The organism is Cellulomonas dongxiuzhuiae (genome assembly GCF_018623035.1).
Taxonomy (GTDB): domain Bacteria; phylum Actinomycetota; class Actinomycetes; order Actinomycetales; family Cellulomonadaceae; genus Cellulomonas; species Cellulomonas dongxiuzhuiae.
Genome location: NZ_CP076023.1, coordinates 3875866 through 3902168, shown reverse-complemented (window position 1 = coordinate 3902168; position 26303 = coordinate 3875866). Strand labels below are relative to the sequence as shown.

Here is a 26303-nt window from a genome sequence, read left to right as displayed (position 1 = left end):
CGCCGGTCTGCTAGTCAAGAGACCGGCGGTCCGCAAGTTAGGCTCGTGCCGTGACGTTCCAGCGTGCGCGAAGCGAGGAGCAGCGGCAGATCCGGCGCTGCGCGATCCTCGACACCGCCGCGGCCATGCTCGATGAGATGCCCGTGGCCGACGTCAGCCTGAACGAGCTCAGCCGCCGCGTCGGCCTGGCCAAGTCCAACGTGCTGCGCTACTTCGAGTCCCGCGAGGCCGTCCTGCTCGAGCTGCTCGACGACAGGCTGGGGGTCTGGCTCGCCGACCTGGAGGGGGAGCTGGCGGAGGGCGTCGAGGTCGACGCGCCGCCCGAGGCGCGCGCGACCCTGCTCGCCGACGTGCTCAGCCGCTCGCTCGCCGCCCGTCCCGTGCTGTGCGACCTCTTCGGCGCCCAGGGCGGCGTCCTCGAGCACAACGTCTCCGTCGAGGTGGTCAAGCGGCACAAGCGCGCCTCCCTCGCGCACCTGGGGACGATGGCCGGGCTCCTGCGGCGCGTCGTCCCCGAGCTCGGCGACGACGCGGTCCGGTTCGGCCTGCTCACGCTCGTCACGGCGGGCGCGGTCTCGTCATACGTCCCGCCGCCCCCCAGCCTGCTGGCGGCCTTCGAGGAGGAGCCTGAGCTCGCCATCTTCCACCTCGACCTGCGCGAAGGGCTGCAGGCCGCGCTCACCGCGGGGCTGCTGGGCTTCCTGCCGCGCGACTGACCGCGCTCGCGGGCGGCGGACATCCTCCCCGGATGTCCCACCCCGCCACGAGAACCCTTCCTGACGGTCGCCGGCCGGCGCTACCGTGGACGGGCCGTGCAGACGACGAAGGGGGTGGTACCCGTGGACGCAGGATCGACAGGGGTGCTCCCCTCCGACGTCACGGTCGGACGGTAGGTCGTCCGGGAGCCCCGCCCACGCAGGCTCCCGAAGGGTACGACCATGCGACTCACCTCCGAGCAGGCTCTCGACGACGGCGTCCTGGAGCGCGACTTCCTCCTCGGCGAGATCCCCGGGACGCTGTGGACGCCCCGGTCCACCGCTCCGCTGATCCTGATGGCCCACAACAACGGCCTGCCCCGGTCGGACTCCCGTCTGGTGGCCCGGGCGCGGTACACGGCTGCGGAGCACGGCTACGCCGTGGCCACCATCGACGCGGCCGGGTGCGGTGACCGGCCCCGGTCCGCGGCCGACGAGCGGGTTCGCGCCGAGCTGCGCCGCGCGGTGCGGGCCGGCGAACCGGCCGACGAGCTCCTCGAGTCCGTCGTCGGCCCGCTCGTCGTCGGCGCCGTCCCCGACTGGCGCACCGCACTGGACGCACTCCTCGAGCTGCCCGGGATCGCCGGCCCGGTGGGGTACTCCGGGTGGGCGGCCCTCGGCATCCGGCTGGCCGCCGTCGAGCCGCGGATCGCGGCTGCCTGTCTGTACGCCGGCGGTTACGTGCCGCACGCCCAGCGCGAGGAGGCGCGGCAGGTGACGACCCCGCTGCTGCTCCTGCTGCAGTGGGACGACGAGGGGAACCCCAGGCAGCGCGCCCTCGACCTGTTCGACACCTTCGGCAGCACCGAGAAGACGCTGCACGCGAACAGGGGAGGGCACCTGGCCACGCCGCGCTTCGAGCTCGAGGACTCGTGCCGGTTCTACGACCGGCACCTGAGGAGTGCTCAGGTCTCGGCGGTCCCGCTCGCGGTCGACCCGGAGCCCGACCGGGTCCAGGAGGACGACCGGATGCGGTAGAGCACGCTGCGCCGCAGGGGGTGACCCTCCGGGATGGTCGGGTAGTCGAAGTCGTCGGCGGGGTCCCGCGTCATGCCGATCCGCCGCATGACGGCGCGCGACCGCTCGTTGCCCACCGCGGTGAACGACACGATCTCCGTCAGCCCGGCCTCCTCGAAGCCCACGGCCAGCGCCGCGCGCGCGGCCTCGGTCGCGTAGCCGTGACCCCACGCCCAGCGGGCGAGGCGCCACCCGACCTCGACGAGCGACGGGTCCCACGTCGGGCGCGCCAGGCCCGTGAACCCGGCGAAGCGGCCGTCGACCTCGACCGCCCACAGGCCCCACCCGTTGGCCTCCAGACCGGCCCGCGCCCGCGCGGCGAGGGCGTCGCTGGCCTCGCGCGTCAGCGGTGCGGGGAAGTGCTCCATGACCTCGGGGTCCGCGTTCAGCGCGGCGAACGGCTCGAGGTCGGCGTCCGTCCACTGGCGCATCACGAGGCGGGTGGTCCGACGTTCGGGGGTCATCGGGGCACCCTACGCGGAGGTCCTCGCGCGGTCCCACCTCGCATAGCACCCGTGGGGGTTGTCGCGGCGTGGGGCCGCGCGTACGTTCGCGAGATGGGCCACGTGGCCGTCGACGGCTACCGGATCGCACCGCTCGACGCGCAGACCTGGGACGCTTTCGCAGGCCTGGCGGAGCGGCACAACGGCGTGTGGGGCGGCTGCTGGTGCACGTACTTCCACCTCTACCCCGACCCGGTGGACGAGCGCCGGGCGCTGGGCCACCGCGAGTTCAAGCGCCGGCTCGTCACGGCCGGACGATCGCACGCGGCGCTCGTCATGGACGCTGACACCGCCCTGGCGTGGGCCCAGTACGGGACCGTCGACGAGCTGCCCAACATCCAGCACCGCAAGGAGTGGGAGCGGGGCCTCGAGCAGCGCCCGGACTACCGGATCACCTGCCTGTTCGTCGACCGCGACCACCGCCGCTCGGGCATGGCGTCGGTCGCGGTGCGCGGCGCCCTGGCGCTCATCGCCGCCGCCGGCGGCGGCCTCGTCGAGTCCTACCCGCACGACCTGCCGCCCGGCAAGAAGACCTCGTCGTCGTTCCTCTACAACGCGACCCGGACGATGTACGAGCAGCTCGGCTTCACCTACCAGCGCCCGAAGGGCAAGGGCAACTGCGTGATGACGCTGACGGTGCCCGCAGCGCCCGACGACGGGCCCCAGGCGTGACGGACGGCCGCCGGTCGTGAGGACCGGCGGCCGCCGTCGACTCCGGGGGACGCCCCGGGCCGTCCGGGTCAGGAGCAGGGGGCCCCGTTGACCGTGAACCCGGTGGGTGCGGCGTTGGTGCCGCTGTACGAGCCGTTGAAGCCGATGCTCGTCGACCCGCCTGCGGCCAGCGAGCCGTTCCAGGCGGCGTTGGTCACGGTGACCGCGGCGCCCGTCTGGTTGTAGGTCGCGCTCCAGCCCTGCGTGACCTTCTGGTCACCGGGGAACGTGAAGCCGAGCTGCCACGACGACCACGCGGCCGAGCCGGTGTTGGTCACCGTGATCGAGGCGGTGAAGCCCGAACCCCACGAGTTCGCCGAGTACGTCACCCGGCAGGCCGCCGACGTCGTCGGGGTGGGCGTGGGCGACGGGGTGGCCGTCGGCGACGGGGTGGGCGTGGGGGTGACGCTCGGCGTGGGTGTCGGAGTGACCGTCGGCGTCGGCGTGGGGGTCGGCGTCGGAGTCGGCGTCGTCCCGCCCGCCTGCTCGGCCGCCCACGCGGTGAGCCAGACCAGCGCGGAGTTCCAGTTGATCGCGACCTCGTTGACGGAGTACGCCTCGATGTCGTCGACGAAGCACTTCTGGGCCGCGCAGCCGGCGAGCTCGGCGGCCGCCACCGGGTCCTGCAGCTCGCTGTTGGGACCGCCGGAGAACGACCCGGGCGGCGCGATCGGCAGCGACGAGTCGTTCTGGTTCGCCCAGAAGCGGTGGTGCACGTTGCGCACGGCCTTCTCTCCGTAGCCCGCCACGTACGACTGGTTGAGCGGGTTGCGGCCCAGGAAGTAGTCGAGCGCGCCGTACACGGCCGTCCGGTACCTGGCCTGGCCGGTGAAGTCGTAGGCGAGGGCGAGCGCGTTGGCGTTGTTCGCGACCTGGCCGTTCGAGCCCCAGTAGTAGACGCTGCCGGCGTTGTTGGGCGCCGGGTACGCCTGGTTCGCGAGGCGCGTCAGGGCGGCGTCGGCGAACGACACGATCGCGGAGCGCGTCGCGGCGACGTCGGCCGCGGGCAGGTCCGTCGGGACGAGCGCGAGCGTCGTGTCGCCCATGCCGCCGGTCCAGCCCCAGTCGTAGCCGCGCTGCGCGAAGCTCACGCCCTGGTAGAACGACGAGCCGGTGACGTCGGCGCGGTAGGACGACTCACCCGTCGTGGCGAAGAGCTCGGCCGCGGCCCAGTAGAACTCGTCGGTGACCGACGCGTCGCTGTAGGCGCCGCCGCCCGTGCCGTCGGTGCTCGACGCGATGCGGTTGGGGTTCGCCTTGGCCGCCGCGTACGCGGTCCGCGCGGCCGCCAGGGCCCTGGCGGAGAACGTCGGGTCGTACGACTCCCACAGGCGCGACGCCTGCGCGGCGACGGCCGCCATGTTGAGGGTCGCGGCCGTGCTCACGGGCGCGAGGATCCGGCGCTGGGCGTCCTGCGAGGGGATCGTCGGGATGCCCGTCCAGTTCTCGTCGTGCATCTTGTGGTGCACCATGCCGGCGTCGGTGCGGCCGGCGGGCACCTGCATGCGCAGCAGGAACTCGAGCTCCCACCTGGCCTCGTCGAGCACGTCCGGCACGCCGTTGGCACGCTCCGGGATGGCGGCCCTGCCGTCGCCGAGCGCCGCGCGGTCCGCGCCGTCGACGTGCAGCGTCCGCTCGTACGCGTTCTGCAGCTGCCACGTCGCGATGCCACCGTTGACGACGTACTTGCCCTGGTCGCCCGCGTCGTACCAGCCGCCGCGCACGTCCAGGCTGTAGCCGCAGGACTGCCGGCACGGCACGTTCGTGTCGCCCTGGTTGGGCGCGACGCCCAGGTGCCCGGCGGCGCGCGCGTAGGTGCTGCCGACGTACTGGGCCTCGATCGCGATGCCCGAGCGCTGGTGGTAGAAGAACGCGAGCGCGTCGTAGCGGAGCTTCTTCAGCGGGTCGGCGGAGATGTCGAACGGCAGGCTGCTGGACCCGCCGGCGGACAGCACGTACCCGGTGCCGGGGGTGTCGTAGGACGAGAAGTCGATGAGGTGCGTGCGGTCGCCGGACAGCGTGTCGGCGCCCTTGACCGTCGACGTGCCCTCGGCGACGGTGCGGCCCCCCGCGTCGTGCAGGGTCCACGCGACCGGGGTGGTCGACGTGCTGACGAGCGTCGCGACCTTGGCGACGCCGGGCACGTAGGCGACCTGGTTGACCTTGACCGGCGTGCCGGGGTCGGGGGCCGCGAGGGCGGTCGGCGCGGTGACGCCCGCGACGGTCAGGGCGGTGGCGACGGCGAGGGCGGCGGACCAGCCGCGGCGCCGCGCGCGTCGTCGGGTGATCGGTGACATGGCGGTCCTCAGGTGGGAGACGACGTGGCGGACGGCGCCCACGGCTGCCGCGGCCCGACCCTGGGCCGGCCGTCGCCGGAGCGCTCTCGTCACGGTAGGTCGGGGAGCCGGCCGGTCCGATGGTGGTGCGCCGCCGGAATCGATTAGGAGACGCGTCAGAACCGGGACCGGTGTCGTCAACCTGCTCCCCGGACGATGTCGAGGACCTCGCTCAGCGTCCCGATCCGGTACCGCGCCCCCGAGAAGTCACCGCTGCGGGTGAAGTCGTTGTCCACGACCGCGCAGTCGATCCCGGCCGCCACCGCCGACCGGAGCCCGCGCTCCGAGTCCTCGACGACGAGCGTGTCGGCCCTGGCGGCACCGAAACGCTGCAGGCCCATGAGGTACGGCTCGGGGTGCGGCTTGGCGCGTCCGTAGTCCTCCCGCACCAGGACGAAGTCCAGGAACCCGCGGATCCGGCGCTCGGCGTGGATGAGGTCGAAGTCCGCGCGCTTGGAGCTCGTCACGACGGCCAGGCGGGCGTGCTGGGACAGCTCGGCGAGCGCCTCGACGACACCGTCGATCTCGATCGGCTGCGTCCGCAGGTGCTCCTGGTAGCGGGCGTCGCGCACCGCGCGGAGCCGGTCGATCGTCTGCTCGTCGACGCCTGCCGCCCGGGCCTGGTCCCACGTGCCGAGCCCCTGGGTCATGTCGCCGAGGTACCGCGCCTTGTCCAGGGTCACGCCCGCCTCGGCCAGCGCGTGTGCCCCGGCCTCGTAGTACCAGTGCTCGGTGTCGACGAGGACGCCGTCGTGGTCGAGCAGGACGTACCTCTTCACCCCGGCACGTCCGCGAGCGTGCCGGCCCGCCGCGGAGGTGCCGGTGCACGCGGCGTGCCGCGCGGGGTGACCTTCCAGACGAGTGTCGCCGCTGCCACCAGCGGAAGGCTCACCACCGCGTCCGACCACGGGCTCGTGTCGTGCGAGGAGTACAGCACCACCACGGGGCCGAGGAGCATGGTCGGCAGCGGGCTGGACACGATGAGCGCGGCCGCGAGCGCGAGCGTCCACGGGTCGCGGGCCGGGTCGGGCCCGGCCCCGCGCTCACGTGTCGCCCAGATGCCGGCGGCGACGGGGACGACGAAGGTCAGGACGAGCACCGCGGCCGTGAGCCCCGGCGTGGGCTGGACCTGTCCGCCCACTCCCGACGTCCAGGCGTGGGCACCGAGGAGAGTGAGGGCTCCCGCGGTCGAGATCGCCACCGTGACCGCGAACCAGAGCGGCCGTCGGACCAGGAGGAACGGGAGCACGACGGCGGCACCCGCGAGCACGATCATCGCCACGCCGGCGTACTGGGCCGCGTGCCCGGCGGGCGTCCACGGGTCGGCGACGAGCAGGTGGTCGAACGCGTGGTCCTGCAGCCGGAGGCACGCGTCCGTCTCGAAGGCCCCCCGCCGGCACGCGGGCCACCACCGTTGCACCGCGGCGGCCACGAACATCACGGCGGACGCGAGCAGCAGCAGCGACGCCGTCGCCCTCATCGCGAAACGGGACATGTCAGGAGTGAAGCCCAGATGCCCGCGCGTGACCAGGGCCCGTCGCGGCCGATGCGCAAGGGGGCGCGAGTTCTCAGTTGTGCCATCAACCATGTGTGGTCCCGGTCCTCGCCCACGCGGACGCCGCGCCGTGGCCCTGACGGTGATCACCCTCACGACGGGCGCGGGGCGCGGGGCCCGGTATACGGAATATCGTTGTTCCATGGTCTCTTCACGGACAACGGGCTCGAGTACCCAGCGCGGGCGCCTGTCGGGGTTGACGCGTCGTACGGCCCATGAGGCGGTCCGTGAGGAGCTCCGCCACGCGATCCTCAGCGGCGAGCTCGCGCCCGGCACCCCGCTGGTGCTGACGGACATCGCCGAACAGCTGGGGACCAGCCGGACGCCGGTGCGCGAGGCGATCCGTGACCTGGTCGGCGAGGGACTCGTGGACTTCGACGCCTACCGGACCGCCGTGGTCCACACCCCCACGCTCGCCGGGGCGCGCGAGACGTACGAGATCCGCATCGTGCTCGAGGAGATGGCGACCCGGTCGGCGGTCGGGAGCTGCACGGCTGCCGACCTCGAACGTGCCGAGGCGCTGTGCGACGCGATGGACGCCACCACCGACGTCGGCGAGTGGACGGAGCTCAACCGCCAGTTCCACGCCGTGCTCATGACGACGGTCGAGTCGCGGCTCCTGCGTTCGATGATCGGCGGCCTGCGGGACGCGTCCGCGGTCCAGGTCGCCCTGGCCCTGCGCGCCGGCGGTCTCGGGATGCGCGAGGCGAACGAGGAGCACCGGGCGCTGCTGCAGGCGTTCCGGGACCGTGACCCCGAGGCCGCAGTCGAGCGCCAGACGGAGCACCTGCGCTCCACCCTCCGCGCGGTCGAGGCCTACGAGTCGACCGACTGACGGCCGCCCGGCGCCCGGTCCGCCGTTCAACCGATCGTTACAAGGAACTGTTGCTCTGCGAAACATGAGCGAACTACGATCCACGGTATGCAATATACCAAGCCGTCCCGCGAGGACGTGATCCCCGCGCGCGGCCACTGGGCGGCCGAGCTGCGCGCCGGTGAGCTGCTGCGCATCGAGGACCTCGAGGGCTCCCAGGCGGTCGACCTCGTCTGCTACGACCTCACGGACCTCCGCGAGAAGTTCTGGGCGGCCCACACCGCCAAGCTCAACGGCACGATCTACGTGAGCACCGGCCACGTCCTGTACTCCGACAAGGCCCGGCCGATGATGACGATCGTCGAGGACACCGTCGGTGTGAACGACGTGATCTGCGGCTCCTGCTCCTACGCGCTCGACGTCGTCCGCTACGGGGAGAGCCAGGCCGCGCGCGGCTGCATGGAGAACTTCGAGGACGCGGTCCGCCCGTGGGGTCTCGCCCGGTCCGACATCCCGATGTGCTTCAACATCTTCCTGCGCTACCTCGTCGAGCCCGACGGCACCGTCTCGATCGACCACGAGCCGCCGTCGGGGCCGGGCGACCACATGACCCTGCGGGCCGAGCGCGACCTCCTCGTCGCCATCTCCAACTGCCCCCAGGAGAACAACCCCTGCACGGGCTTCAACCCGACCCCCCTGAGGGTGTCCGTCCACCCCGGTACGCCCTGACCGCACGCTCGTGGACCGAGCAGGGCGCCCGGCCGTCAGTAGTCCTTCCCCCGCGACGAAAGAGGACACGATGAGCAGCAGACTGACCCGCCCGGGCGCACTCGGGACCGCCGGCCTGTTCCTGGTCGCCGCCGCCCTGGCGGCCTGCTCCGGCGGCTCGCCGGAGGGGGCGGCCGCGGGGCCGGGCACGAGCGAGGAGGACGACCTCCCCGTCGTCCGGTTCCAGGCGTTCCCGGCCGACCCGGCCGGCGTGCCCGTCGTCGTCATCCAGGAGATGGGCCTCGACGAGAAGCACGGCTTCCGCGCCGAGGTGGTCGAGGTCGACCCCGACGCCGCAGCGACGAACCTGCTCATCGGGGGTGCCGACGTGGCCGTCGAGCAGGACGGCGTGACGATGACCCTCGCCCAGGCTCAGGGCTACGACACCGTCGTCTTCTACCCGTCGCTCAACACGATGATGAGCATGGTCGTGCGGGAGGACTCGCCCTACCAGACGCCCGAGGACCTCGTCGGGCTGAAGGTCGGGCACTTCGGTGTCGACAGCGGCACCACCACCGTCATCGCGCTCATGCTCAAGGAGCTCTACGGCATCGACTTCTTCACCGACTACGACCTGCGCGAGGCAGGTCCGGCTGCCCTGCCCGAGCTGCTGGCGAGCGGCGAGGTCGAGGCGATCGTCGACTACGAGCCGCTCGCGCTCCGTGCGGTCCTCGACGCACCCGGCCGCTACGTCTTCGAGCCGGCGAAGGCCTGGGCCGACGTGAACGAAGGCTGGTCGCCGTACCTCACGAACCTCGCGGCGAGCCGTGCGTGGCTCGAGGAGAACCCGGAGACCGCCAAGGGTGTCCTCGCGGCCTGGAAGGAGGCCGTCGCGGAGATCGAGGCGACGGACTACGAGCTCTTCGCGCAGGAGCCGTACAAGGAGTGGATCGCCGCAGGCAGCGACGAGGAGCTCGAGGCCTTCATCACCTACTGCGCCGACCTGCCCTGCTACCTCGACGACTTCACGCAGGACGACGTCGAGCAGCTCGACGACTGGCTCGCGCTCATGGCGGAGAACGACCTCCTCATCGAGGAGGTCGCCGAGCAGCCGATCGCCGTCATCCTCGAGGAACTCCTGCCGTGACCTCCCCGGCAGCGGTCCTCGAGGCAGGGCCGCGGCCGCGGTGGTGGGGTGCCGGCCGGCACCCCACCACCGCGGTGGCCGGTGCACTCGGGCTGGCCGCGTTCGCGGTGCTGTGGTGGTGGGGGAGCGAGCGCACGAGGTTCATCCCGCCGATCGGTGAGACCCTCGCCGCCTACCCCGCCTTCCTGGCGTCCGGCATCTGGGGCGACATCGGGGCGAGCGCCGTCCGCGTGGTCCTGGCTCTGGCCACCGCGGTCGCCCTCGGGGCCGTGGCGGCGTGGGTGATCGTCCGCGGCGGGTTCTGGGCGCGCGTGGTGAGTCGTTACGTCGACCTGGCCCTCGGGCTGCCGAGCGTGCTGGTCGCGCTGCTCGCGCTCATGGTGTTCAAGCGCTCGGAGGCCGGGGTCTTCCTCGTCGTCGCCGTCGCCTGCTTCCCGTTCGTCGCGATCAGCCTGCGTCAGGGCCTCGCCGCGATGGGCCACCAGCTCGCCGACATGGCGTCGGTCTACCGGTTCGGGACGGTGCGCTCGGTCCGCCACGTGCTGCTCCCGCACCTCGTGCCCTACGCGATGTCCTCGGTGCGCAACGAGTACGCCCACGCCTGGCGCGTCGTCGTCCTCGCGGAGATCTTCGCGGTCAACAGCGGCGTGGGGCACCGGTTCACGCAGGCCTTCGACCGCTTCCTCATCGACGAGCTCGTCCTGTGGCTCATCACGTTCATCGTCCTGCTGCTCGGCTCGGAGTACCTCGTCCTCCGGCCTCTCGAGAAGTTCGCCCTGCGTTGGCGTGGAGACCGCTCATGACGACATCGACATCCCCGTACATCGAGGTCAAGGACCTCGCCGTGAGCTACGACGGGCAGCGGCTCGCCGTCAGCGACGTGGACCTGGAGGTGGGGCCCTCCGAGTTCGTCGCCGTCCTGGGTCCCAGCGGCTGCGGCAAGTCGACGCTGCTGCAGGTGCTGAGCGGCCTTCTGGCCCCGGCCGCCGGGACCGCGACGATCGCCGGGCGCGACGTGACGAGCACCGCAGGTGCCGCGCCGCGGATCGGCTACGTGTTCCAGGACCACCGCCTGCTGCCGTGGCGCACGGTCGCGCAGAACCTCGAGATCGTGCTCTCGGCCGCGGGCGTGCCGCGCGACCAGTGGCCCGAGCGGATCGACCGGTACCTGCGCATGCTCCGGGTCGAGGCGCACCGCGACGCCTGGCCGCTGCGCCTCTCCGGGGGCCAGCGCCAGCGCGTCTCGATCGCGCGCGCCCTCGCCATCGACCCCGCGGTCGTCCTCATGGACGAGCCGTTCTCCACGCTCGACGAGGTCACGGCCCGGCAGATGCGTCAGCAGCTCGGTGACCTGTTCGCGCTGCGCCCGACCCCGGTGCTCTTCGTGACGCACTCGGTCCGGGAGGCGGTCTTCCTCGCGGACCGGATCCTCATCCTCACGCCCGGCCCCGCCCGGGTCCTGGAGACCGTGACCGTGGACGTCCCGCGCCCCCGGGCGTACGAGGACGCCACCCTCGCCGCGATCGAGGCGGCGATCGTCGCGCGCGTCGTCGACCTGTGGACCGACGTCCCGGCCGAGGCCTCGGCATGACGGTCGTGGCGCCACCCGGGGCGGTGACCGGGATCGCCTCGCCACCCCGGCGCGGTCGCCGGGCCGGCGGCCCGACGGGCCTGCCGTCGCTCGTCGCGCTCGTCCTGCTCGCGGCGGCGTGGGAGCTCACGGCGTTCCTGTCGGGTGGCTGGGTGCCGTCGATCGGGGCGATCCTCGGCTCGCTGCCCGGCGTCGTCACCGACCCCGCGACGCTGAGCAACGCCGGGATCACGCTCTACCGGATCGCGATCGCGTTCGTGGGTGCGACCGTCATCGGCTCCGTGCTCGGCATCGCGATGGGCTACAACCGCATCGTCGAGGCGTTCTTCCGGCCGATCGTGGTCATCGCGCTCGCCGTCCCGGACCCGGTCTACGTCATCTTCGCGATCCTCGTGCTGGGCACCGAGGAGTCCTCGGGGATCGTCGCGCTGACGCTCGCGGTCGTGCCGTTCGCGGTGACCGTCGTGCACAGCGGCGTCCGGGCGCGCGACGTGCAGCTCGACGAGCTGGCCCGCGTCTACCGGTTCTCGCCGCTGCAGTACGTCACGCAGGTCCTCGTGCGGCAGGTGGCACCGGCGCTGCTCGTCGCGGCGCGGACGTCGTTCGCCTTCAGCTGGAAGATCGTCGTCCTCGTCGAGGCCATGAGCCAGCCGCTCGGCATCGGGTCGCAGATCTACACCGCCTTCCGGCTCCTGCGCTACGACGACATGGTCGCCACCGCCCTCGTGTTCATCGTCGTCATGCGGGTGGTCGACGCGCTGCTGCTGGGGACGGCCGAACGCCGCGCCCTGGCCTGGACGAGACGCTGAGGCCGGCTCGGCGCCGGCACGACACCGACTTCGCCACCGACACACCAAGGAGCACCTCCATGCAGCTCGGACACCTCGCCACCGCAGCGGGGCCGACCCTCTTCGCCGCCGACGCCTCCCGCTGGGTCGACGTGCCCGACGCCCTGCCGGGCGCCCCGCGGACGCTGGACGCGCTCGTCCGCGCGGACGCGGACTGGCTCCCGCGCATCCAGCACGCCCTGGCGACCCGCGGGACTCCCGGCTTCCCGGACGCCCCCCTGGCACCGGCGGTCACCGCGCCCGGCATGATCGTGGCGATCGGCCTCAACTACGCCGACCACTGCCGCGAGTTCGGTGTCGAGCCGCCGACGGCACCGGTCGTGTTCGCCAAGCACCCGTCCAGCCTCGCCGGGCACGGTGCGGACGTCGTCTGGGACACGACCGTCACCGACGCCGTCGACTGGGAGGTCGAGCTCGGGGTCGTCATCGGCGCGGCGGCCCGTGACGTGTCGCCGGAGACGGCGCTCGACCACGTCTTCGGGTACACGATCGTCAATGACGTCACGGCGCGCGACATCCAGAAGGTCGAGCAGCAGTGGGTCCGGTCGAAGAGCCTCGACACCTTCTGCCCGGTCGGGCCGGTCGTCGTCCCGGCCGCCTCGGTCCCCGACCCGCAGGACCTCGCCGTCCGGGCGCGGGTGAACGGGGTCGCGATGCAGGACTCGAGCACGAAGCAGATGATCTTCTCGGTCGCGGAGATCATCTCGGTGCTGTCCCGCAGCTTCACGCTCCAGCCCGGTGACCTCATCGCGACGGGGACGCCGCTCGGCGTCGGCGCCTTCCGCACGCCGCCCGTGCGGCTGGCCGACGGTGACGTCATGGAGCTGGAGATCGAGGGGATCGGCACCCTCGTCAACACCTGCCGCACCACCACTGGAGGAACCCGATGAGCACGACCGTGACGCGCACCAACCCGACGACGCTCCCCGCACCGCTCGGTGCCTACTCGCACGTGGCCCGCGCGGGGGACGTCGTGACGATCGCCGGCCAGGTCGGGATGACGGCGGACGGCGACGTCCCCGAGGACCTCGCCGAACAGGTGCGTCTGACGTTCGAGAACCTGCGGGTCGCCCTGGAGTCGGAGGGCCTGGGCCTGGGCAGCGTCATGAAGTTCACGACCTACCTGGTCTCCGCGGACGACATCCCCCGGTTCTACGCCGCCCGGGAGGCGCTGTTCCCGACGCTGTACCCGGAGGGTGACTACCCCGCGAACACGCTGCTCGTGATCCAGCGCCTCGTCCGGCCGGACCTGCGCGTCGAGATCGAGGCGATCGCCCACGCCTGAGGCCGGGGCGGACCTCGCGGCGGTGGTGACCGGCGCGGGGTCCGCAGGGCGTCCGCCCTCACGTCCCGCGCTGCGGAACCCCCGTCTCGTCGTCCACGCGCCTTGACACACCCGGCCTCCACCCGGCTAGGTTCGAGCAAGTTCTCGCAGAGAACGTTTGCCAAACTCGACCCCCCGGCGCAACGGCGCGCCGGGGGAGCCCCCTGGAGGGACCCCATGTCGGCTTCGCGACCGGACGTCAGCGCGAACGGAAGGGTGGCCCCGTTCCGCGGCGCCCGCAGGGCGAGGGGGGTGACGCGGCCCGCACTCGCCACGGCGCTCGCGGGACTGCTCTGCCTCGCCGCGCTCGGACCCGCCCACCCGGCGGCCGCGGCCGCCGAGCCCGCGCTCCCGCCCAGCGGGCAGACGTTCGAGCACTACCCGGCGATGAAGGACGTCTACGAGGACCACTTCTCGTTCGGCATCTTCGGTGCCGGCGAGGTCGACGGCCTGGTCTACAACTACGCCTCCTACACGCCGGGCAACGAGATGAAGCCCGAGAGCACGCAGCGGGACAAGGGCGTCTTCACCTTCGACCCGGCCGAGGCGGCGTTCGCGCGGTACACGACCCGCAACCCCGACCTCGCCATGTACGGGCACACCCTGGCGTGGCACTCCCAGACGCCGACGTGGATGTGGGACGCGCCCCCCGCCCGGTTCGACCAGCCCGGCACGTTCGACAGCGCCGTGGCCCTGGAGAACCTCAACACCCACATCGAGGCCGTCCTCGGGCACTTCGGTGAGCGCCTGGTCGCGATCGACGTCGTGAACGAGGCCGTCGGCACCGCGAACCCGGCCGACTGGCGCGGCTCGCTGGCCAAGGGCGAGGGCTGGTACCAGGCGCTGGGCGCCGACTGGGTCGAGCTCGCGTTCCTCAAGGCGGCCGAGGTCGTCGACGCCAACGGCTGGGACGTCAAGCTCGTGTACAACGACTTCGGCCTGGACTCCCCGGCCAAGGCGCGCGTCGTCTACGAGATGGTCAAGGACATCAACGCGCGCCACGCCGACCTGCGCCCGGGTGGCAAGCCGCTCATCGAGGTCATCGGCATGCAGGGCCACTACAACCTGGCCACCGACGTGACGGCCGTCGAGGAGAACATCCGTCTCTTCGCGACCCTCGGCAACGTCGAGGTCAACGTGACCGAGATGGACATCGCCCTGCCGCCGGGCGAGCTGACGCCCGAGAACGAGAACAACCAGGGCATGAAGTACGCCGAGCTGTTCTCGGTCTACCGCGACTACGCCGCAGGCCCCGCCAACACGACGAGCAACCCCCACGTCGTCACCGCCGTGAAGCTCGCGGGCGTGCGGGACGTCGCCACCGGCTGGAAGGGCGGCGAGTTCGCCATGCCCTACGACTACGACGGCCACGCCAAGCTCGCGCTGCTCGGCATCCTGTACCCGGAGCAGTTCCTCGCGACGCACGAGTACATCGACACCTCCGGCGGCGAGGAGCGTCCGCCCGTGCCCGGCGTGCACGTGTTCGACACGTCGGCCGGCGACTCCTGGAGCGGCGCCAACATCGTCCTGGGCGACGACGCCGAGGCGTGGCCGTGGTCCACGACCGACGACGGCGAGGTGGCCTTCCGCCCCGAGCCGGGCGCGACCTACCGCGTGACCGTGAACTACACCGCCAAGGGCACGACGGCGATCCGCGTCCGCTGGGTCAGGGACAACACCAACGGCGGCTACACCAGCGCCGACGGGGCCGCGGTCAACGCCCACCCGTACGCCGCCGGCGAGGTCGCCACGCACATCCCCGCGTACTTCAACAGCGGCATGGTCAACATGGGCAGCTACGACCTGGTCACGCAGATCACGCTCGACGGCGACCAGCCCGCCGATGGCCTCATCGGCAACATCGGCATCCGCGGGGGCGGGGGCGGCAACGCGTTCTCGGTCAACACGATCAAGGTCGAGAAGGTCTCCGACGCCGGTGACGAGGTCCTGGTGACGTGGCCGGCCGCGGTCGTCCCGCCGGCGAGCGCCCCCGCGGCGCCGACGGCCGTCTCCGCGGTCGCCGGGCACGGCTCCGCGACGGTGTCCTGGACGCCCCCGGCCGACGACGGCGGCAGCCCCGTCACGGTGTCGACCGTCACCGCCGCACCGGGCGGCGCGACGTGCACGACAGACGGCGCGTCCTGCCAGGTCACGGGCCTGACGAACGGCCGGGCGTACACGTTCACGGTGGTCGCGACGAACGCGGCGGGCGACTCCGAGCCGTCCGCGGTGTCGGTGCCGGTCACACCGAGCGTGCTGCCGGGCACGCCGCGGGAGGTCTCGCTGACCGTGTCGGCCACCGCCGAGTGCGTCGCCGGCCGCCCGCGCGTCACCGTGCACGTCCGCAACGACGAGCGCGTGCCGGTGCTCGTCGCCGCGGCGACGCCCTGGTGGTCGGTCTCGGGCCGCCTGCTCATGCCGGGGGCGTCGTTCGAGCGGACCTGGACCGCGCCGGGTGCGAGCGTGGCCGCGGGGAACCTGCGGGTCACGGGTGCGACGGTGGTCAGCTGGCAGCCGGCGCTGACGAGCTACCAGGCCGGCCACGCGGGCGCCTCCTGCGGCTGAGGCAGAGCGGTGCACCGGCGGGGTCCTCCCGCCGGTGCACCGGCTGGCCGCTCACGACGTGCCCCCGGGACGCAGTCCCGGAGCCGTCGTACCCTGGTATCAGCTCAGGGGCAGTCTTCCGTGTGTGGGGTGGGGCGCACGGGTCCTCGACGCACCCCCGGAGCACCCACCTTGACGTACCAGTTCGCGCCCTCGCGCGCGCACGCGCCCAGCGGCGCCCCCGCGGCCCGCCTCTCGTTGCCTGCCGCCGGCGGCCTGCCCTTCCTCGTCACCGCCCTGGCCGGGCGCATCCCGTCCTCGATGATCCAGCTGGGCCTGCTGATGTTCGTGGCCTCGTCCGGCCTCGGCGTCGCGCTCGGCGGCGCCACGGTGGCGGCCGTCGGCATCGGCACCGCCGTCGGCGCCCCGCTCGTGGGGCGCGGCGTCGACCGCTGGGGGCCGCTGCCCGTCGTCACCGCGGCGACCGCCGTGCAGGTCACCGGCCTGCTGGCGGTCCTCATGGCGACCACGCAGGACGCCGCGCCGTGGCTCCTGCTGCTGTGCGCTGCGGTCGTCGGGGCGGCGAACCCGCAGGTCGGGTCGATCGCCCGCTCCCGCTGGTCGCACCTGGCCCGGCGCAGCGGTGGGCCGGACCTGGTCCGCCGCGCACTGGGCTACGAGGTGGCCGCCGACGAGCTCGGGTTCGTCGTCGGGCCCGTGGCCGCCGGGCTGCTGGTGGCGCTGCTCGGCCCGGTGCCGGCGCTGTGGGTCCTCGTCGGCCTTGCCGTCGTGGGGCAGGGCGCCTTCGCCGCGTACCTGTGGACGGACCGCGCCGCCTGGCCGCGGCGCACCCGCACGGCCGTCGGGACGGCGCAGGCCGTCGCGCGGCTCGACCTGCGCCCGCTCCTGGCGCCGATGCTCGCGTGCCTCGCGGTCGGCGTCGCGTTCGGCGCGACGCAGACCGGGCTCACGGCCGTGAACGCCACGCGCGGCACCGAGGAGCTCACCGGCCTGGTGTACGCCTGCGCCGGGGTCGGCAGCGGGATCGCGAGCCTCGCCCTGTCCCGGCGGGTCCGTCGCGGGAGCATCGCCGCGCGCGTGGTCGCCGGCGGTGTGGCGGTTCTCGTCGGCGCGCTGGGGCTCGCCGCGCTGCCCGGCCCCTGGGGCGCGGCCGCGTGGGCGGTCGTCCTCGGGGTCGGTGCCGGGACGCTGCTCGTCAGCGGCTACGCGCGCGCCGAGCAGGTGGCGCCGCCGGGGCTCGTCGCGTCGACGATGGCGCTGCCGGCCACGGCGCTGGTGCTCGGCGTCTCCGGGGGAGCGGCGGCCGGCGGCGCTCTCGCGGGGTCGCTCCCGCACGTCTTCTGGCCCGCCGCTGCGGCAGGCGTGCTCGGGATCTGCGCCGGGTTCGGCCTGCGCGCGGGACGTCGTGCGACCGCGGTCGCGACTCCCGACGGTGTGCTGGATTCTCCCGACACCGCGTGAACGCCATCTACTCGCTGGTCCTCGCCTCCACGACTCGGCCGGTGCCGGGATCCCTGCGCTCGGGGCCGACCCAGCGAGCGCCGACGCCGACACCGAGGCCGAGCAGGCGCTCGTCCAGGCGAGCCGCATCACGACCGGCATCGCCGCCGGCGTCCTGCTGGTGGGTGGCGCGGTGACGTCCGCGCTGCCGCACCGCGCCGCGGACCGGGCGCCCCCGGAGAGCCGGACGTCCCGCGCGGAGCGACCCCCGCGGGGACGGGTCCGCACCCGCGGCACCGCGGGCTGACGCCCGCGCGAGCTCACCGACGTCACCTCCTCGGGTGTCGCCGCTCACGTCCGGGCGCCCCAGCGACGACTCGGGAGGCCGTCGCCCGCGGCCCGACATAGCCTGCCGAGGTGACGCCCCCACCGCCCGCCGCACCCTCCGAGGGTGCCGGCGACGCCGCGCCGCGACACGCGCGCCGCTCACCGCGCGCGTCGCGCGCCCGTGGCGTGGCGCTCGCCGGTCTCGCGGTCGTCTGCCTCGGTGCGGGCGCCCTCACCTCGGTCGCTCTCGACGACACGCAGGACGAGGGCGTCGCGCGTCCGACGATGCGGGCGGCAGCCCGTACCCCGACGCCGACCCCGACGCCCTCGCCCACGTGCGTCCCCGCGCCGCTGGAGCAGCGCGCCGCGGCGACGCTCGTCGTCGGACTGCCGGATGTGCGCACCGCCACGGAGCCGCTCGCGCGAGAGGTCGTCGCGCTCGGCGTCGGCGGCGTGTTCCTGTCCGAGTCGAACGTCGGGACCGCGCAGCAGGTGGCGACGCTGTCGGCAGGGCTGCGCGCCGCCGCGGGCCGGCCCCTGCTCGTGTCGACCGACGAGGAGTCGGGCCGGGTCGCGCTCATGCGCGGCGTCGTCGGCGCGGGGCCGTCGCCGCGGCGGATGGCGGAGCGTGAGACCCCCGAGGTGGTGCGCCAGCGTGCCGCCGCCACGGGCGCGGCGCTCGCGTCGGTCGGCGTCGACCTCGACCTCGCGCCCGTCCTCGACCTCGACGACGGCCCGGCCGGGGGAGTCATCGGCGACCGGTCGTTCAGCGCCGACCCCGCCACGGCCGCCGACTACGGGCTCGCGTACGCCCAGGGCCTCACCGACGCGGGCGTCCGGCCCACGATGAAGCACTTCCCGGGGCACGGGCGCTCGACCGTCGACTCGCACGCGACGTCCTCGCTCGTGACCGCCGGGCTCGACGAGCTGATGGCGACGGACCTGCTGCCCTTCCAGCGCGCGATCGACGCCGGTGCGCCGGTGATCATGCTCAACCACCTGCAGTACGCGGCCCTCGACCCCGACCGGCCCGCGTCGCTGAGCCCGCGCGCCTACGCGCTGCTGCGTGACATGGGCTTCGAGGGGGTCGCGATCACCGACTCCGTCGGGATGGGCGCGGTGAACCTGCGGTGGGACTTCCCGGCAGCCGCCGTCGAGGCGGTCGCGGCGGGCGCGGACGCCGTCCTGACGACGGACGGGCGCCAGGCCGTGCGGATGCGTGACGCGCTCGTCGAGGCGGTCCGGAGCGGGCGGCTCCCCGAGCAGCGGCTCTCGGAGGCGGCCGCTCGGGTCACGGCGCTCGCGGGCGGGGACACGGTGGCGATGTCGTGCGTCGACGTCGCCCGCCCGACGCTCGCGGGACCGACCGCCGTCCCGTGAGCGGTCTGGTCCGGCACCGCGTCACTCCGGGACGCCGACGACCGTCGTGCCGGTGCGGGTGATCGTGTAGGTGACCTGCTCACCGCTCCAGAAGTGGAAGGTGAGCGTGACGCGCCCGTCGGCCACCTCGGCGAAGAACTCCGGCGTGAGCAGGATCGTCCCCGTCGCGGGGTCGGGCCGGAAGCTGCTCCAGAACTCCTTGTACGACGTCCACGACGGCGGGCCCGCGTTCGAGCCGTCGTCGTAGCGTGCCTCCATGGTCGCCAGCTGGTCGCCCCGGAGCTGTGCGGGGATGGCGAAGGACGTGGTGGTGCCGGTCGCGGCGCCGAGGACCGGGACGTCCGCGGCGATGACGTCGATCGCCCACGGCACGCCCTGGGAGAAGCGCGCTTCGACCGTCGTCGCGACGCCGTACCCGCGCTCGCCCGCCAGCCGGGTCAACGCGGACCCCGTCAGGGTCAGCCGGTCGCCGTCGACGGTGTAGTCCGTGCCCCGCACCAGCTCCGTGCCGTCGTGCCACAACCCCCGGAACGTGGTGCCGTTGGGGTTCAGGGTGAGCGACCTCGCGGTGATCGAGCCGCTGCCCGGCAGGTACACCCGGTCCGACGACGCGGTGCCGGAGCGCTCCGTCCAGCTCGCGCGCATCATGTCGTGCACGCCCTCGTCGCGCCAGGTCAGCGCGTTGCGGTCGAGGAACTGCCCGGCGTCCCAGACCATCGTCGTCAGTCCGCGGGTGCGGGCGTGGTACCCGACGGCCTCGAGGTACTTGAGGAACTCGCCGCGCTGGATGATCCCGGGCCGGGTGTGGTCCCAGGCCAGCAGCGCCCACTCGCCGATCACGACGGGCACGCCGCGCTCGACGAACGTGTCCGTCACGCGGTCGAACGAGCCGATCAGGTCCTGCTCGACCTCGGTGCTGTACCGGGTGCCGCCGGCGATGTTCACGCTGAACGGCCACCACCCGTAGAAGTGCACGGTGGCGGCGAGGTTCGGGTCGTCGAGCTGCTCGATCGTCTCGGCGAGCGCGTCGAGGCGGGGCTGCTCGCTGCTGGTGTGCAGCGTCGGCAGGATGAGCAGGCGTGTCGCGTTGCCGCCGCCCGTGGCGCGCACGCGCTCGACGAAGTCGGTGTTGAGCTCCTGCACGAGGACGTCGCCCTGCTCGTCCGTGGCGCCCGCGAACTGCGGCTCGTTCAGGCTCTCGAGGACGAGCCGCGAGGAGCGGTCGCGGAACGTGACGGCGATCTGGTCCCACAGCGCGCGGTACCGGGTGAGGACCGCCTCGCGGTCGGTCGGGTAGTCGTCGGCCCACTGCCAGGAGTCGTGGTGCAGGTTGAGCATCACGTAGAAGCCCTCGTCGAGGGACCAGTCGACGACCTGCTCGACCCGCGCGAGCCAGACCGGGTCGATCGTGTGGTCGGGGGCCGGGCCGACGTGGTCCGTCCACGTCACGGGGATGCGGATGCTGTTGTAGCCCTCGGAGCGGACGTGGTGCAGCAGCTCGCGGGTGGTCAGCGGGTTGCCCCAGGCGGTCTCGTCCGGGATGGCGTCGAGCGTGTTGCCGAGGTTCCAGCCGGGCTGCATGGCGGCGACGGTCGCCATGGCGTCGGCCGGCTCCGAGGACGGGGTCGGGCGCGGTGACGTCGACGGGGTGGGCCCGGGCGACGTCGTGACGTCGGGCGTGGGCGACGGTGTGACGACCGGCGTCGGCGACGCGGTGGGGGACGGGGTCGCCGACGGCGAGCCACCGACCTGCCCCGTGCACGTCACGCCGTCGAGCGTGAACGTCGTCGGGGCCGCGTTGCTGCCGGTCCAGGAGCCGAGGAAGCCGAACGAGACCGAGCCGCCGCTCGCCACGCGGGCGTTGTACGCCGCGTTCGTCGCGACCACCTGCCCGCCGGACGTGCTGGTCGTGGCGTTCCAGGACTGCGTGACGCGCTGCCCCGACGGGAACGTCCACGCCAGCCGCCAGCCGTCGAGGGCGTCGCCCAGGTTGGTCACCGTCACGTCGGCCGTGAAGCCACCGGGCCACTGCGACGGCACCGTGTACTCGACGCGGCACCCGGCCGCGCCCTGCGCCCCCACCGCCGGTAGGAGCCCGCCGACCAGTGCGACGAGTGCGACGACGACCGGTGCCCAGAGCCTGCGGATGCGTCCGTGCCGTGCGGGAGTGGTCACCGGGACTCCTCGTCGGGTCGTCGTGGGCCGCGCCCGGATCCCGGGCGACTGCGTGGGAACGTTCCACGGACGAGGTCGACGGTCCCAGACGGCGCGGTCCGCGCGGATCGCGCAAAACGATTCGCCGTGGTTCGTGGTGGCCAGGAGGCCGTGACAAAGACGTCGAAAACCCCCGACGCGACCCGGGCGGAACGGGTAGAGTCCCCGCGGCTGCTCGTCCCGCGCGGGTGCCGCACCGTCAGGTGCAGGGGGATGACGAGAGGCGTGCGTGCTGTGCGGAAGCTGATGAGGTCGTTCGGGATCGCCGTGCTGCTGGTCGCGGTGGGGCTGGGGCTGGGCGCCGTGCCCGCCGCCGCCGACGCGGTGGCGGACCACCGGGCGTTCGTCCTGGCCGGGTTCCACGGCACGACCGACGAGGAGTACCGCGCCTGGGCGGAGCAGGTCCAGGCGACCGCGCCCGACGGGACGGTGACGCGCCGGGTGGCGACCGCGGCGCTCGCGGGCACCGATGAGGAGCTCAAGGCGTTCGTCGACGGCGGCTACCTGCCCGCGTTCCACATCGACGAGCGCCTCCGCCTGTCGCGTCTGATCAACACGGCGACGAAGCCGCACGTCGACCGGGCCGTGCAGGCCGCCGTGGCCAGCGACGACCCGGCCGTGTGGTCGGAGTTCCTCACGAACGGCCTGCCCAGGGCCCAGTACGCCGACGACGAGCTCGCCGCCGCCAGGATCCTGGACGCCATCACCCCCGAGTCCTCGCCCGCGCTGTGGGAGGCGACGCAGGTGGCGCTGGAGGCCTCGCCCGCCGAGCTGCGCGAGTTCATCGTCAGCGGCCAGTTCGTGGCGCGCGAGCTCGACGAGCAGGCGGCCCAGCCGCCCGTCGTCCCGGCCGTGCCCGCGGCCCCTGCGCCCGCGGCACCCGCCCCCGCGGCACCCGCCCCCGCGGCTCCCGCGGTGACGGTGGCGCGCGGCACGCAGCGTCCCGTGGTCCTCGCTGCCACGGGCGTCGCCGAGGGGCCGCTGGCCGCGCTGGCCGCGTCCGCACTCCTGGCCGGCACCGGCCTCGTGCTGATCGCGCGCCGGCGGCGTCAGACGGCCTGACCGCTCGTCCCTCGGCTCACGCGGGCGGGATGTTCTGGTTCAGCCGGAAGACGTTCTGCGGGTCCCAGGCCGACTTCACGTGCCGCAGCCGCGCGTAGGTGGCGTCGCCGTAGGCCTGGCGGACGCGTGACGCACCCTCGACGCCCAGCGCGTTGACGTACACGCCGACGCTCCACGGCTCGATCGTCGCGGCGAGCCGCCGGCACGTCGCCGCACGGCGCTCGTCGTCGGCCGGGTCCAGCCACGAGGCGCCGGCGTCGTACTCGAACCACGCGTCGCGGTGCGCGAAGGCCGTCGCGTCCGGGTCGACGTCGGCCACCGCGCCGCCGTAGGCGACGAGGTTCGCGCCGCCCACGTCGGCCTCGGTGTGGGCGAGGAACGCCTCGAGCCCCGCGTCGGGCAGCTCGCGGACGTAGTGGCTCTTCGCGTAGCGCCGGAAGCCGTACGCCGTGTGGACGTCGAACCGGCGCTGGAGGTCCAGGTACCGCAGCGGCGCGACCCGCCGCGCGAGCGGGGTGCCGAGCGCGTCGAGCTGCGCGACCAGCGGCGTCGCGCCGTCGGGCGGCCCGACCCACACGAACCCGAGCGTGAGCGGCCCGTGGGCCGCGACCTGCGCGACGAGCGTGGCCCGCCGGGGGACCTGGTGCATCATCGCCAGCCACGTCCGCAGCGCGTCGAGCCCGTCCGCCGGGTCGAGGTCGACCTCGGCGGTCAGGGCCTGCGTGCCGACGTCGTGCAGCGCGAGGTCGAAGCGGGTGACGACGCCGAAGTTGCCACCGCCGCCGCGCAGTCCCCAGAACAGGTCGGGGTGCTCGTCGGCCGACACCTGGACGACGTCGCCGTCGGCGGTCACCACCTCGTACCCGAGCACGTTGTCGCAGGTCAGGCCGTACATCCGCGCGAGCCAGCCGACGCCGCCCCCGAGCGCGAGCCCACCGACGCCCGTGTGCGAGACGATGCCCGCCGTCGTGGCGAGCCCGTACGCCTGCGCCGCGGCGTCCAGCGCACCGAGCAGCGCCCCGCCCTGGACCCGCGCGGTCCGGGACACCGGGTCGACGGCGACGCCCCGCATGCGGGACAGGTCGACCATGAGGCCGCCGTCCGGCACGGCCCACCCGGCCGCGCTGTGCCCCCCGCCGCGCACGCCCAGCGGCAGGTCGAGCTCGCGCGCGACCCGGACGGCGGTGCGCACGTCATCGGTGCCCGCGCACCGCACGACGTACGCGGGGCGGCGGTCGACGGCCCCGTTCCAGACGGTGCGCGCGGCGTCGTACCCGGGCGACCCCGGCACCAGGACGTCCCCCTCGAACGCGGCGGGCAGCGGTCCGGACGTGGACATGCCTCCACTGTGACGATCGTCGGGCCGTCTGCCAAGGTCCCGTCCCCCGCCCCTTCGGGCGCTCCGGGAGCCGGGCCCCGGCGGGCGGCCCGGGACGGTCGACTACGTCGTCGCCGCGGAGCGCTCGCCGACCGCCGCAGGGACCCGCGCCGCCGGCGGCATCGCAGAGGTCAGCGGCAGCGACCGGACGCTGCGGAACTCGCGGCGCCGCCCGTCGACGGGGTCGGTGAACGCGATCCCGGCGGCGAGGAGCTGCATCGGCTCCCGGAAGTCGTCGAGGTCGACGTCGCGCAGCACCGGGTACAGCGGGTCGCCGACGATGGGGATGCCCAGATCGCTCAGGTGCAGACGCAGCTGGTGGGTGCGCCCGGTGCGCGGGGTCAGCCGGTAGACGCCCAGGCCGTCGACCTCACGCTCGAGCTCGACGAGCGTCTCGGCGTTGACCGGGGCGTCGGGCACGACCTCGGCGTGCAGGGTCCCGCGCACCTTGCGCAGGTGGTTGCGCACGACCGTCGGGAGCTCCAGGTCGGCGCGCAACGGCGCGAGGGCGCGGTACGTCTTGTCCATCGTCCGGCGTTCGAACGCCGTCTGGTAGGCGCCGCGCCAGCGGCGTTCGGTGGCGAGCAGGAGGATCCCGGACGTGCCGCGGTCGAGGCGGTGCAGTGGTGAGAGCTCCGGCAGGTCGAGCTCGTCGCGCAGCCGCACCACGACGCTCTGCACGATGTGCCGCCCGCGCGGGATCGTCGACAGGAACGGCGGCTTGTCGACGACCACGAGCCGCTCGTCGCGGTGCACCACGTGGATCGTGCCGGGCACGACGGGCTCGTCGCGCACGATCCGGTGGAACCACACGTGCCGCGCCGGCACGTACGGGTCGTCATCACGCAGCGCGCGGCCGTCCTCGTCGACGAAGCTGCCGTCGGCGAGCATCCCTGCCACGTCGACGTGCTCGGGGAGCCGGTGGCGCAGCCACGCGCCCATCGTCGGCCACGCGTCCGCGACGCCCCGCGTGCGGGACGGGGTGCACAGGTGGGCGGCGCCGAGGCCGTGACGTGCCGGGAGCGGGGAGACGGGTGGCACGCGTCGATGGTACGAGGCCCGCCTGGACGGGACGACGACGGCGCCGCACCCCGGGGAGGGTGCGGCGCCGTCGTGCCCGGCGCGGAGCCGGTCAGGTGGAGCGGATCAGCTGCAGGTCAGGGTGGCGGCACCGGGCGCGTTGCCCTGACCGATGAACCCGAAGGTGGTCGACGCCCCGGCCCCGAGGGAGCCGTTGTACGGGGCGTTGGAGACGACGCTGCCGGAGACGTTGCCGTTCCAGACGTTGTTCGTCGAGACGCCGCTCGGCAGGGTGACGCGCCAGCCGTTGAGACCCGAGGAGCCGGCCGTCACGGTGACGGTGCCCTGGTAGCCGCCGGGCCAGCTGTTCGCGATGGTGAGCGCCGCGGAGCAGCTGCCGGAGGCCGGGGGCGGGGTGGTGACGGGCGGTGTGGTGACCGGCGGGGTCGTCACGGGCGGGGTCGTCACCGGGGGGGTCGTGACCGGCGGGGTCGTGACCGGCGGCGGGGTCGTCCCGGTGCCGCTGTTCAGGGTGTCGAGGACCGCGGTGTAGGCGGCCTTCTTGTTGCCGTTGCCGTCGAACAGCAGCGGGGTGCCCGAGGCGCGCCACGAGTCGGTGTCACGCACGCCCCACACCGTGATGCCGGTGCAGCGGGCGACGTTGAGGCAGGCCTGCGTCACCTTGCGGTAGTTCTCCGCCTGCGCCGAGCCGGAGCCCTCGATGTCGAGCTCGGTGATCTGCACGTCGACCCCCAGGGCCGCGAAGCGCTCGATCGTCGTCTGGTAGTTGGCGGGCACCGGGCTCTGCGGGTTGAAGTGCGACTGCAGGCCGACGCAGTCGATCGGGACGCCCCGGGACTTGAAGTCGCTGACCATGCGGTAGACGCCCTGGGTCTTGGCGTGCGACCAGTCGTCGGTGTTGTAGTCGTTGTAGCAGAGCTTGGCGGCAGGGTCCGCGGCGCGCGCGGCGCGGAAGGCCGCCTCGATCCAGTCGCTGCCGGTGCGCTCGAGGTTCGAGTCGCGGCGGCCGCCGGAGCTGCCGTCCGCGAACGCCTCGTTCACGACGTCCCAGGCGTAGATCTTGCCCTTGTAGTGCGTCGCGACCTGCGTGACGTGGTTGAGCATCGCGCTGCGCAGGCTCGACCCCTCCATGCGCTGCATCCAGCCGGGCTGCTGCGAGTACCACGCGAGCGCGTGCCCGCGGACCTGCTTGCCGTTCTGCTGCGCCCACTGCAGGATGCGGTCGCCCTGGCTGTAGTTGAACTGGTTCTGGTTCGGCTCCGTCGCGTCCATCTTCATCTCGTTCTCGGCCGTGATCATGTTGAACTCACGGTTCGCGATGGTGGCGTACGTGGAGTCGCTGAGCCGGCTCGCGGCGATCGCGGTGCCGAAGTACCGGCCGCGGTCCTTCGCGGCGTCCTGGAGCGTGGAGCCGGCGGCCTGGGCGGGGATGGCCACCGCGGCGGTCACCGCGAGGGCGAGGATCGCGACGGCGGAAGCGCCGCGAGCGACGTTGCTGCGTCCTCGTCGGAGCGTGGATGGGGGGGTCATCGTTCCTCCTTGTTCAGCCGAGTGCCGGGTCGTCAGCGAGCCGGTCGGCGGAGGCCC

General features: G+C 73.5%; 23 protein-coding genes. 15 read left to right on the top strand and 8 right to left on the bottom strand.

Annotated features, from left to right (window positions below; genetic code table 11):
• The first annotated feature begins 50 nt into the window (after positions 1-50).
• Positions 51-716 carry a TetR/AcrR family transcriptional regulator gene (locus KKR89_RS17685; RefSeq protein WP_208196618.1) on the top strand — a complete coding sequence of 222 codons (666 nt, stop codon included), beginning with the start codon at positions 51-53 and terminating at the stop codon, positions 714-716.
• Between the two features lie 222 nt (positions 717-938).
• Positions 939-1733, top strand: a complete 795-nt coding sequence (locus tag KKR89_RS17680; RefSeq protein ID WP_243882967.1) for a dienelactone hydrolase family protein — start codon at positions 939-941, stop codon at positions 1731-1733.
• On the opposite strand, the gene KKR89_RS17675 is transcribed toward KKR89_RS17680, so the two are convergent.
• Positions 1661-2236, bottom strand: a complete 576-nt coding sequence (locus tag KKR89_RS17675) for a GNAT family N-acetyltransferase (RefSeq protein WP_208196617.1) — start codon at positions 2234-2236, stop codon at positions 1661-1663. The genes KKR89_RS17680 and KKR89_RS17675 overlap by 73 nt on opposite strands.
• Positions 2237-2329: 93 nt before the next feature.
• Here KKR89_RS17675 and KKR89_RS17670 point away from each other — a divergent pair, with 93 nt between their 5' ends.
• Positions 2330-2947, top strand: coding sequence for a GNAT family N-acetyltransferase (locus tag KKR89_RS17670; protein ID WP_208196616.1), 618 nt, complete (start codon positions 2330-2332; stop codon positions 2945-2947).
• Positions 2948-3015: 68 nt separating this feature from the next.
• Here the strand turns inward: KKR89_RS17670 and KKR89_RS17665 are convergent, their stop codons facing one another.
• The 3 genes from KKR89_RS17665 to KKR89_RS17655 form a co-directional block, all read right to left on the bottom strand.
• A complete protein-coding gene (locus KKR89_RS17665) occupies positions 3016-5283 on the bottom strand; it encodes a glycoside hydrolase family 9 protein (protein ID WP_208196615.1) in 2268 nt (755 codons plus the stop codon).
• Between the two features lie 176 nt (positions 5284-5459).
• A complete protein-coding gene (locus KKR89_RS17660) occupies positions 5460-6101 on the bottom strand; it encodes an HAD family hydrolase (protein WP_208196614.1) in 642 nt (213 codons plus the stop codon).
• On the bottom strand, positions 6098-6802 hold the full coding sequence (locus KKR89_RS17655) for a hypothetical protein (RefSeq protein WP_208196613.1): 705 nt from the start codon (positions 6800-6802) through the stop codon (positions 6098-6100). The genes KKR89_RS17660 and KKR89_RS17655 overlap by 4 nt, the downstream gene beginning before the upstream one ends.
• A 271-nt stretch (positions 6803-7073) precedes the next feature.
• On the opposite strand from KKR89_RS17655, the gene KKR89_RS17650 reads away from it, so the two are divergent.
• From KKR89_RS17650 to KKR89_RS17600, 11 genes are all read left to right on the top strand, one after another.
• A complete protein-coding gene (locus KKR89_RS17650) occupies positions 7074-7712 on the top strand; it encodes a GntR family transcriptional regulator (RefSeq protein ID WP_243882966.1) in 639 nt (212 codons plus the stop codon).
• A gap of 87 nt (positions 7713-7799) precedes the next feature.
• Complete coding sequence (locus KKR89_RS17645) at positions 7800-8420, top strand: DUF1989 domain-containing protein (protein WP_208196611.1); 621 nt, start codon at positions 7800-7802, stop codon at positions 8418-8420.
• A 70-nt stretch (positions 8421-8490) separates the two neighbouring features.
• On the top strand, positions 8491-9546 hold the full coding sequence (locus KKR89_RS17640) for an ABC transporter substrate-binding protein (RefSeq protein ID WP_208196610.1): 1056 nt from the start codon (positions 8491-8493) through the stop codon (positions 9544-9546).
• Positions 9543-10349, top strand: coding sequence for an ABC transporter permease (locus KKR89_RS17635; protein WP_214765636.1), 807 nt, complete (start codon positions 9543-9545; stop codon positions 10347-10349). Before KKR89_RS17640 ends, KKR89_RS17635 begins: the two co-directional genes overlap by 4 nt.
• On the top strand, positions 10346-11137 hold the full coding sequence (locus KKR89_RS17630; RefSeq protein WP_208196608.1) for an ABC transporter ATP-binding protein: 792 nt from the start codon (positions 10346-10348) through the stop codon (positions 11135-11137). The genes KKR89_RS17635 and KKR89_RS17630 overlap by 4 nt, the downstream gene beginning before the upstream one ends.
• Positions 11134-11946 carry an ABC transporter permease gene (locus KKR89_RS17625; RefSeq protein WP_208196607.1) on the top strand — a complete coding sequence of 271 codons (813 nt, stop codon included), beginning with the start codon at positions 11134-11136 and terminating at the stop codon, positions 11944-11946. Before KKR89_RS17630 ends, KKR89_RS17625 begins: the two co-directional genes overlap by 4 nt.
• 59 nt (positions 11947-12005) lie before the next feature.
• Positions 12006-12875: a fumarylacetoacetate hydrolase family protein gene (locus tag KKR89_RS17620; RefSeq protein ID WP_208196606.1), complete on the top strand. Its 870-nt coding sequence runs from the start codon at positions 12006-12008 to the stop codon at positions 12873-12875.
• Positions 12872-13270, top strand: a complete 399-nt coding sequence (locus KKR89_RS17615) for a RidA family protein (protein WP_208196605.1) — start codon at positions 12872-12874, stop codon at positions 13268-13270. The genes KKR89_RS17620 and KKR89_RS17615 overlap by 4 nt, the downstream gene beginning before the upstream one ends.
• Positions 13271-13561: 291 nt before the next feature.
• Positions 13562-15874: an endo-1,4-beta-xylanase gene (locus tag KKR89_RS17610; RefSeq protein WP_208196604.1), complete on the top strand. Its 2313-nt coding sequence runs from the start codon at positions 13562-13564 to the stop codon at positions 15872-15874.
• Positions 15875-16045: 171 nt separating this feature from the next.
• Positions 16046-17335, top strand: a complete 1290-nt coding sequence (locus tag KKR89_RS17605; protein ID WP_208196603.1) for an MFS transporter — start codon at positions 16046-16048, stop codon at positions 17333-17335.
• 396 nt (positions 17336-17731) lie between these two features.
• Positions 17732-19021 carry a glycoside hydrolase family 3 N-terminal domain-containing protein gene (locus tag KKR89_RS17600; protein WP_208196602.1) on the top strand — a complete coding sequence of 430 codons (1290 nt, stop codon included), beginning with the start codon at positions 17732-17734 and terminating at the stop codon, positions 19019-19021.
• Between the two features lie 21 nt (positions 19022-19042).
• On the opposite strand, the gene KKR89_RS17595 is transcribed toward KKR89_RS17600, so the two are convergent.
• Complete coding sequence (locus tag KKR89_RS17595; protein ID WP_208196601.1) at positions 19043-21196, bottom strand: cellulase family glycosylhydrolase; 2154 nt, start codon at positions 21194-21196, stop codon at positions 19043-19045.
• Positions 21197-21481: 285 nt separating this feature from the next.
• On the opposite strand from KKR89_RS17595, the gene KKR89_RS17590 reads away from it, so the two are divergent.
• The gene (locus KKR89_RS17590) at positions 21482-22297 is read left to right on the top strand and encodes an LPXTG cell wall anchor domain-containing protein (RefSeq protein WP_208196600.1); all 816 of its coding nucleotides are present in this window, start codon (positions 21482-21484) and stop codon (positions 22295-22297) included.
• 16 nt (positions 22298-22313) lie between these two features.
• Here the strand turns inward: KKR89_RS17590 and KKR89_RS17585 are convergent, their stop codons facing one another.
• The 3 genes from KKR89_RS17585 to KKR89_RS17575 all read right to left on the bottom strand — a co-directional run bounded on the left by KKR89_RS17585 (position 22314) and on the right by KKR89_RS17575 (position 26246).
• Positions 22314-23636, bottom strand: coding sequence for an FAD-binding oxidoreductase (locus tag KKR89_RS17585; protein ID WP_208196599.1), 1323 nt, complete (start codon positions 23634-23636; stop codon positions 22314-22316).
• Positions 23637-23738: 102 nt separating this feature from the next.
• On the bottom strand, positions 23739-24716 hold the full coding sequence (locus KKR89_RS17580) for a pseudouridine synthase (protein WP_208196598.1): 978 nt from the start codon (positions 24714-24716) through the stop codon (positions 23739-23741).
• 105 nt (positions 24717-24821) lie between these two features.
• Positions 24822-26246, bottom strand: coding sequence for an endo-1,4-beta-xylanase (locus KKR89_RS17575; protein WP_208196597.1), 1425 nt, complete (start codon positions 26244-26246; stop codon positions 24822-24824).
• Between the last annotated feature and the right edge of the window lie 57 nt (positions 26247-26303).

Coding starts and splice junctions, on each gene's coding strand:
- KKR89_RS17625 (WP_208196607.1), top strand. CDS start 11,134: ATGACGGTCGTGGCGCCACCCGGGGCGGTGACCGGGATCGCCTCGCCA.
- KKR89_RS17655 (WP_208196613.1), bottom strand. CDS start 6,802: ATGAGGGCGACGGCGTCGCTGCTGCTGCTCGCGTCCGCCGTGATGTTC.
- KKR89_RS17670 (WP_208196616.1), top strand. CDS start 2,330: ATGGGCCACGTGGCCGTCGACGGCTACCGGATCGCACCGCTCGACGCG.
- KKR89_RS17620 (WP_208196606.1), top strand. CDS start 12,006: ATGCAGCTCGGACACCTCGCCACCGCAGCGGGGCCGACCCTCTTCGCC.
- KKR89_RS17640 (WP_208196610.1), top strand. CDS start 8,491: ATGAGCAGCAGACTGACCCGCCCGGGCGCACTCGGGACCGCCGGCCTG.
- KKR89_RS17665 (WP_208196615.1), bottom strand. CDS start 5,283: ATGTCACCGATCACCCGACGACGCGCGCGGCGCCGCGGCTGGTCCGCC.
- KKR89_RS17575 (WP_208196597.1), bottom strand. CDS start 26,246: ATGACCCCCCCATCCACGCTCCGACGAGGACGCAGCAACGTCGCTCGC.
- KKR89_RS17590 (WP_208196600.1), top strand. CDS start 21,482: ATGAGGTCGTTCGGGATCGCCGTGCTGCTGGTCGCGGTGGGGCTGGGG.
- KKR89_RS17675 (WP_208196617.1), bottom strand. CDS start 2,236: ATGACCCCCGAACGTCGGACCACCCGCCTCGTGATGCGCCAGTGGACG.
- KKR89_RS17680 (WP_243882967.1), top strand. CDS start 939: ATGCGACTCACCTCCGAGCAGGCTCTCGACGACGGCGTCCTGGAGCGC.
- KKR89_RS17585 (WP_208196599.1), bottom strand. CDS start 23,636: ATGTCCACGTCCGGACCGCTGCCCGCCGCGTTCGAGGGGGACGTCCTG.
- KKR89_RS17645 (WP_208196611.1), top strand. CDS start 7,800: ATGCAATATACCAAGCCGTCCCGCGAGGACGTGATCCCCGCGCGCGGC.
- KKR89_RS17615 (WP_208196605.1), top strand. CDS start 12,872: ATGAGCACGACCGTGACGCGCACCAACCCGACGACGCTCCCCGCACCG.
- KKR89_RS17630 (WP_208196608.1), top strand. CDS start 10,346: ATGACGACATCGACATCCCCGTACATCGAGGTCAAGGACCTCGCCGTG.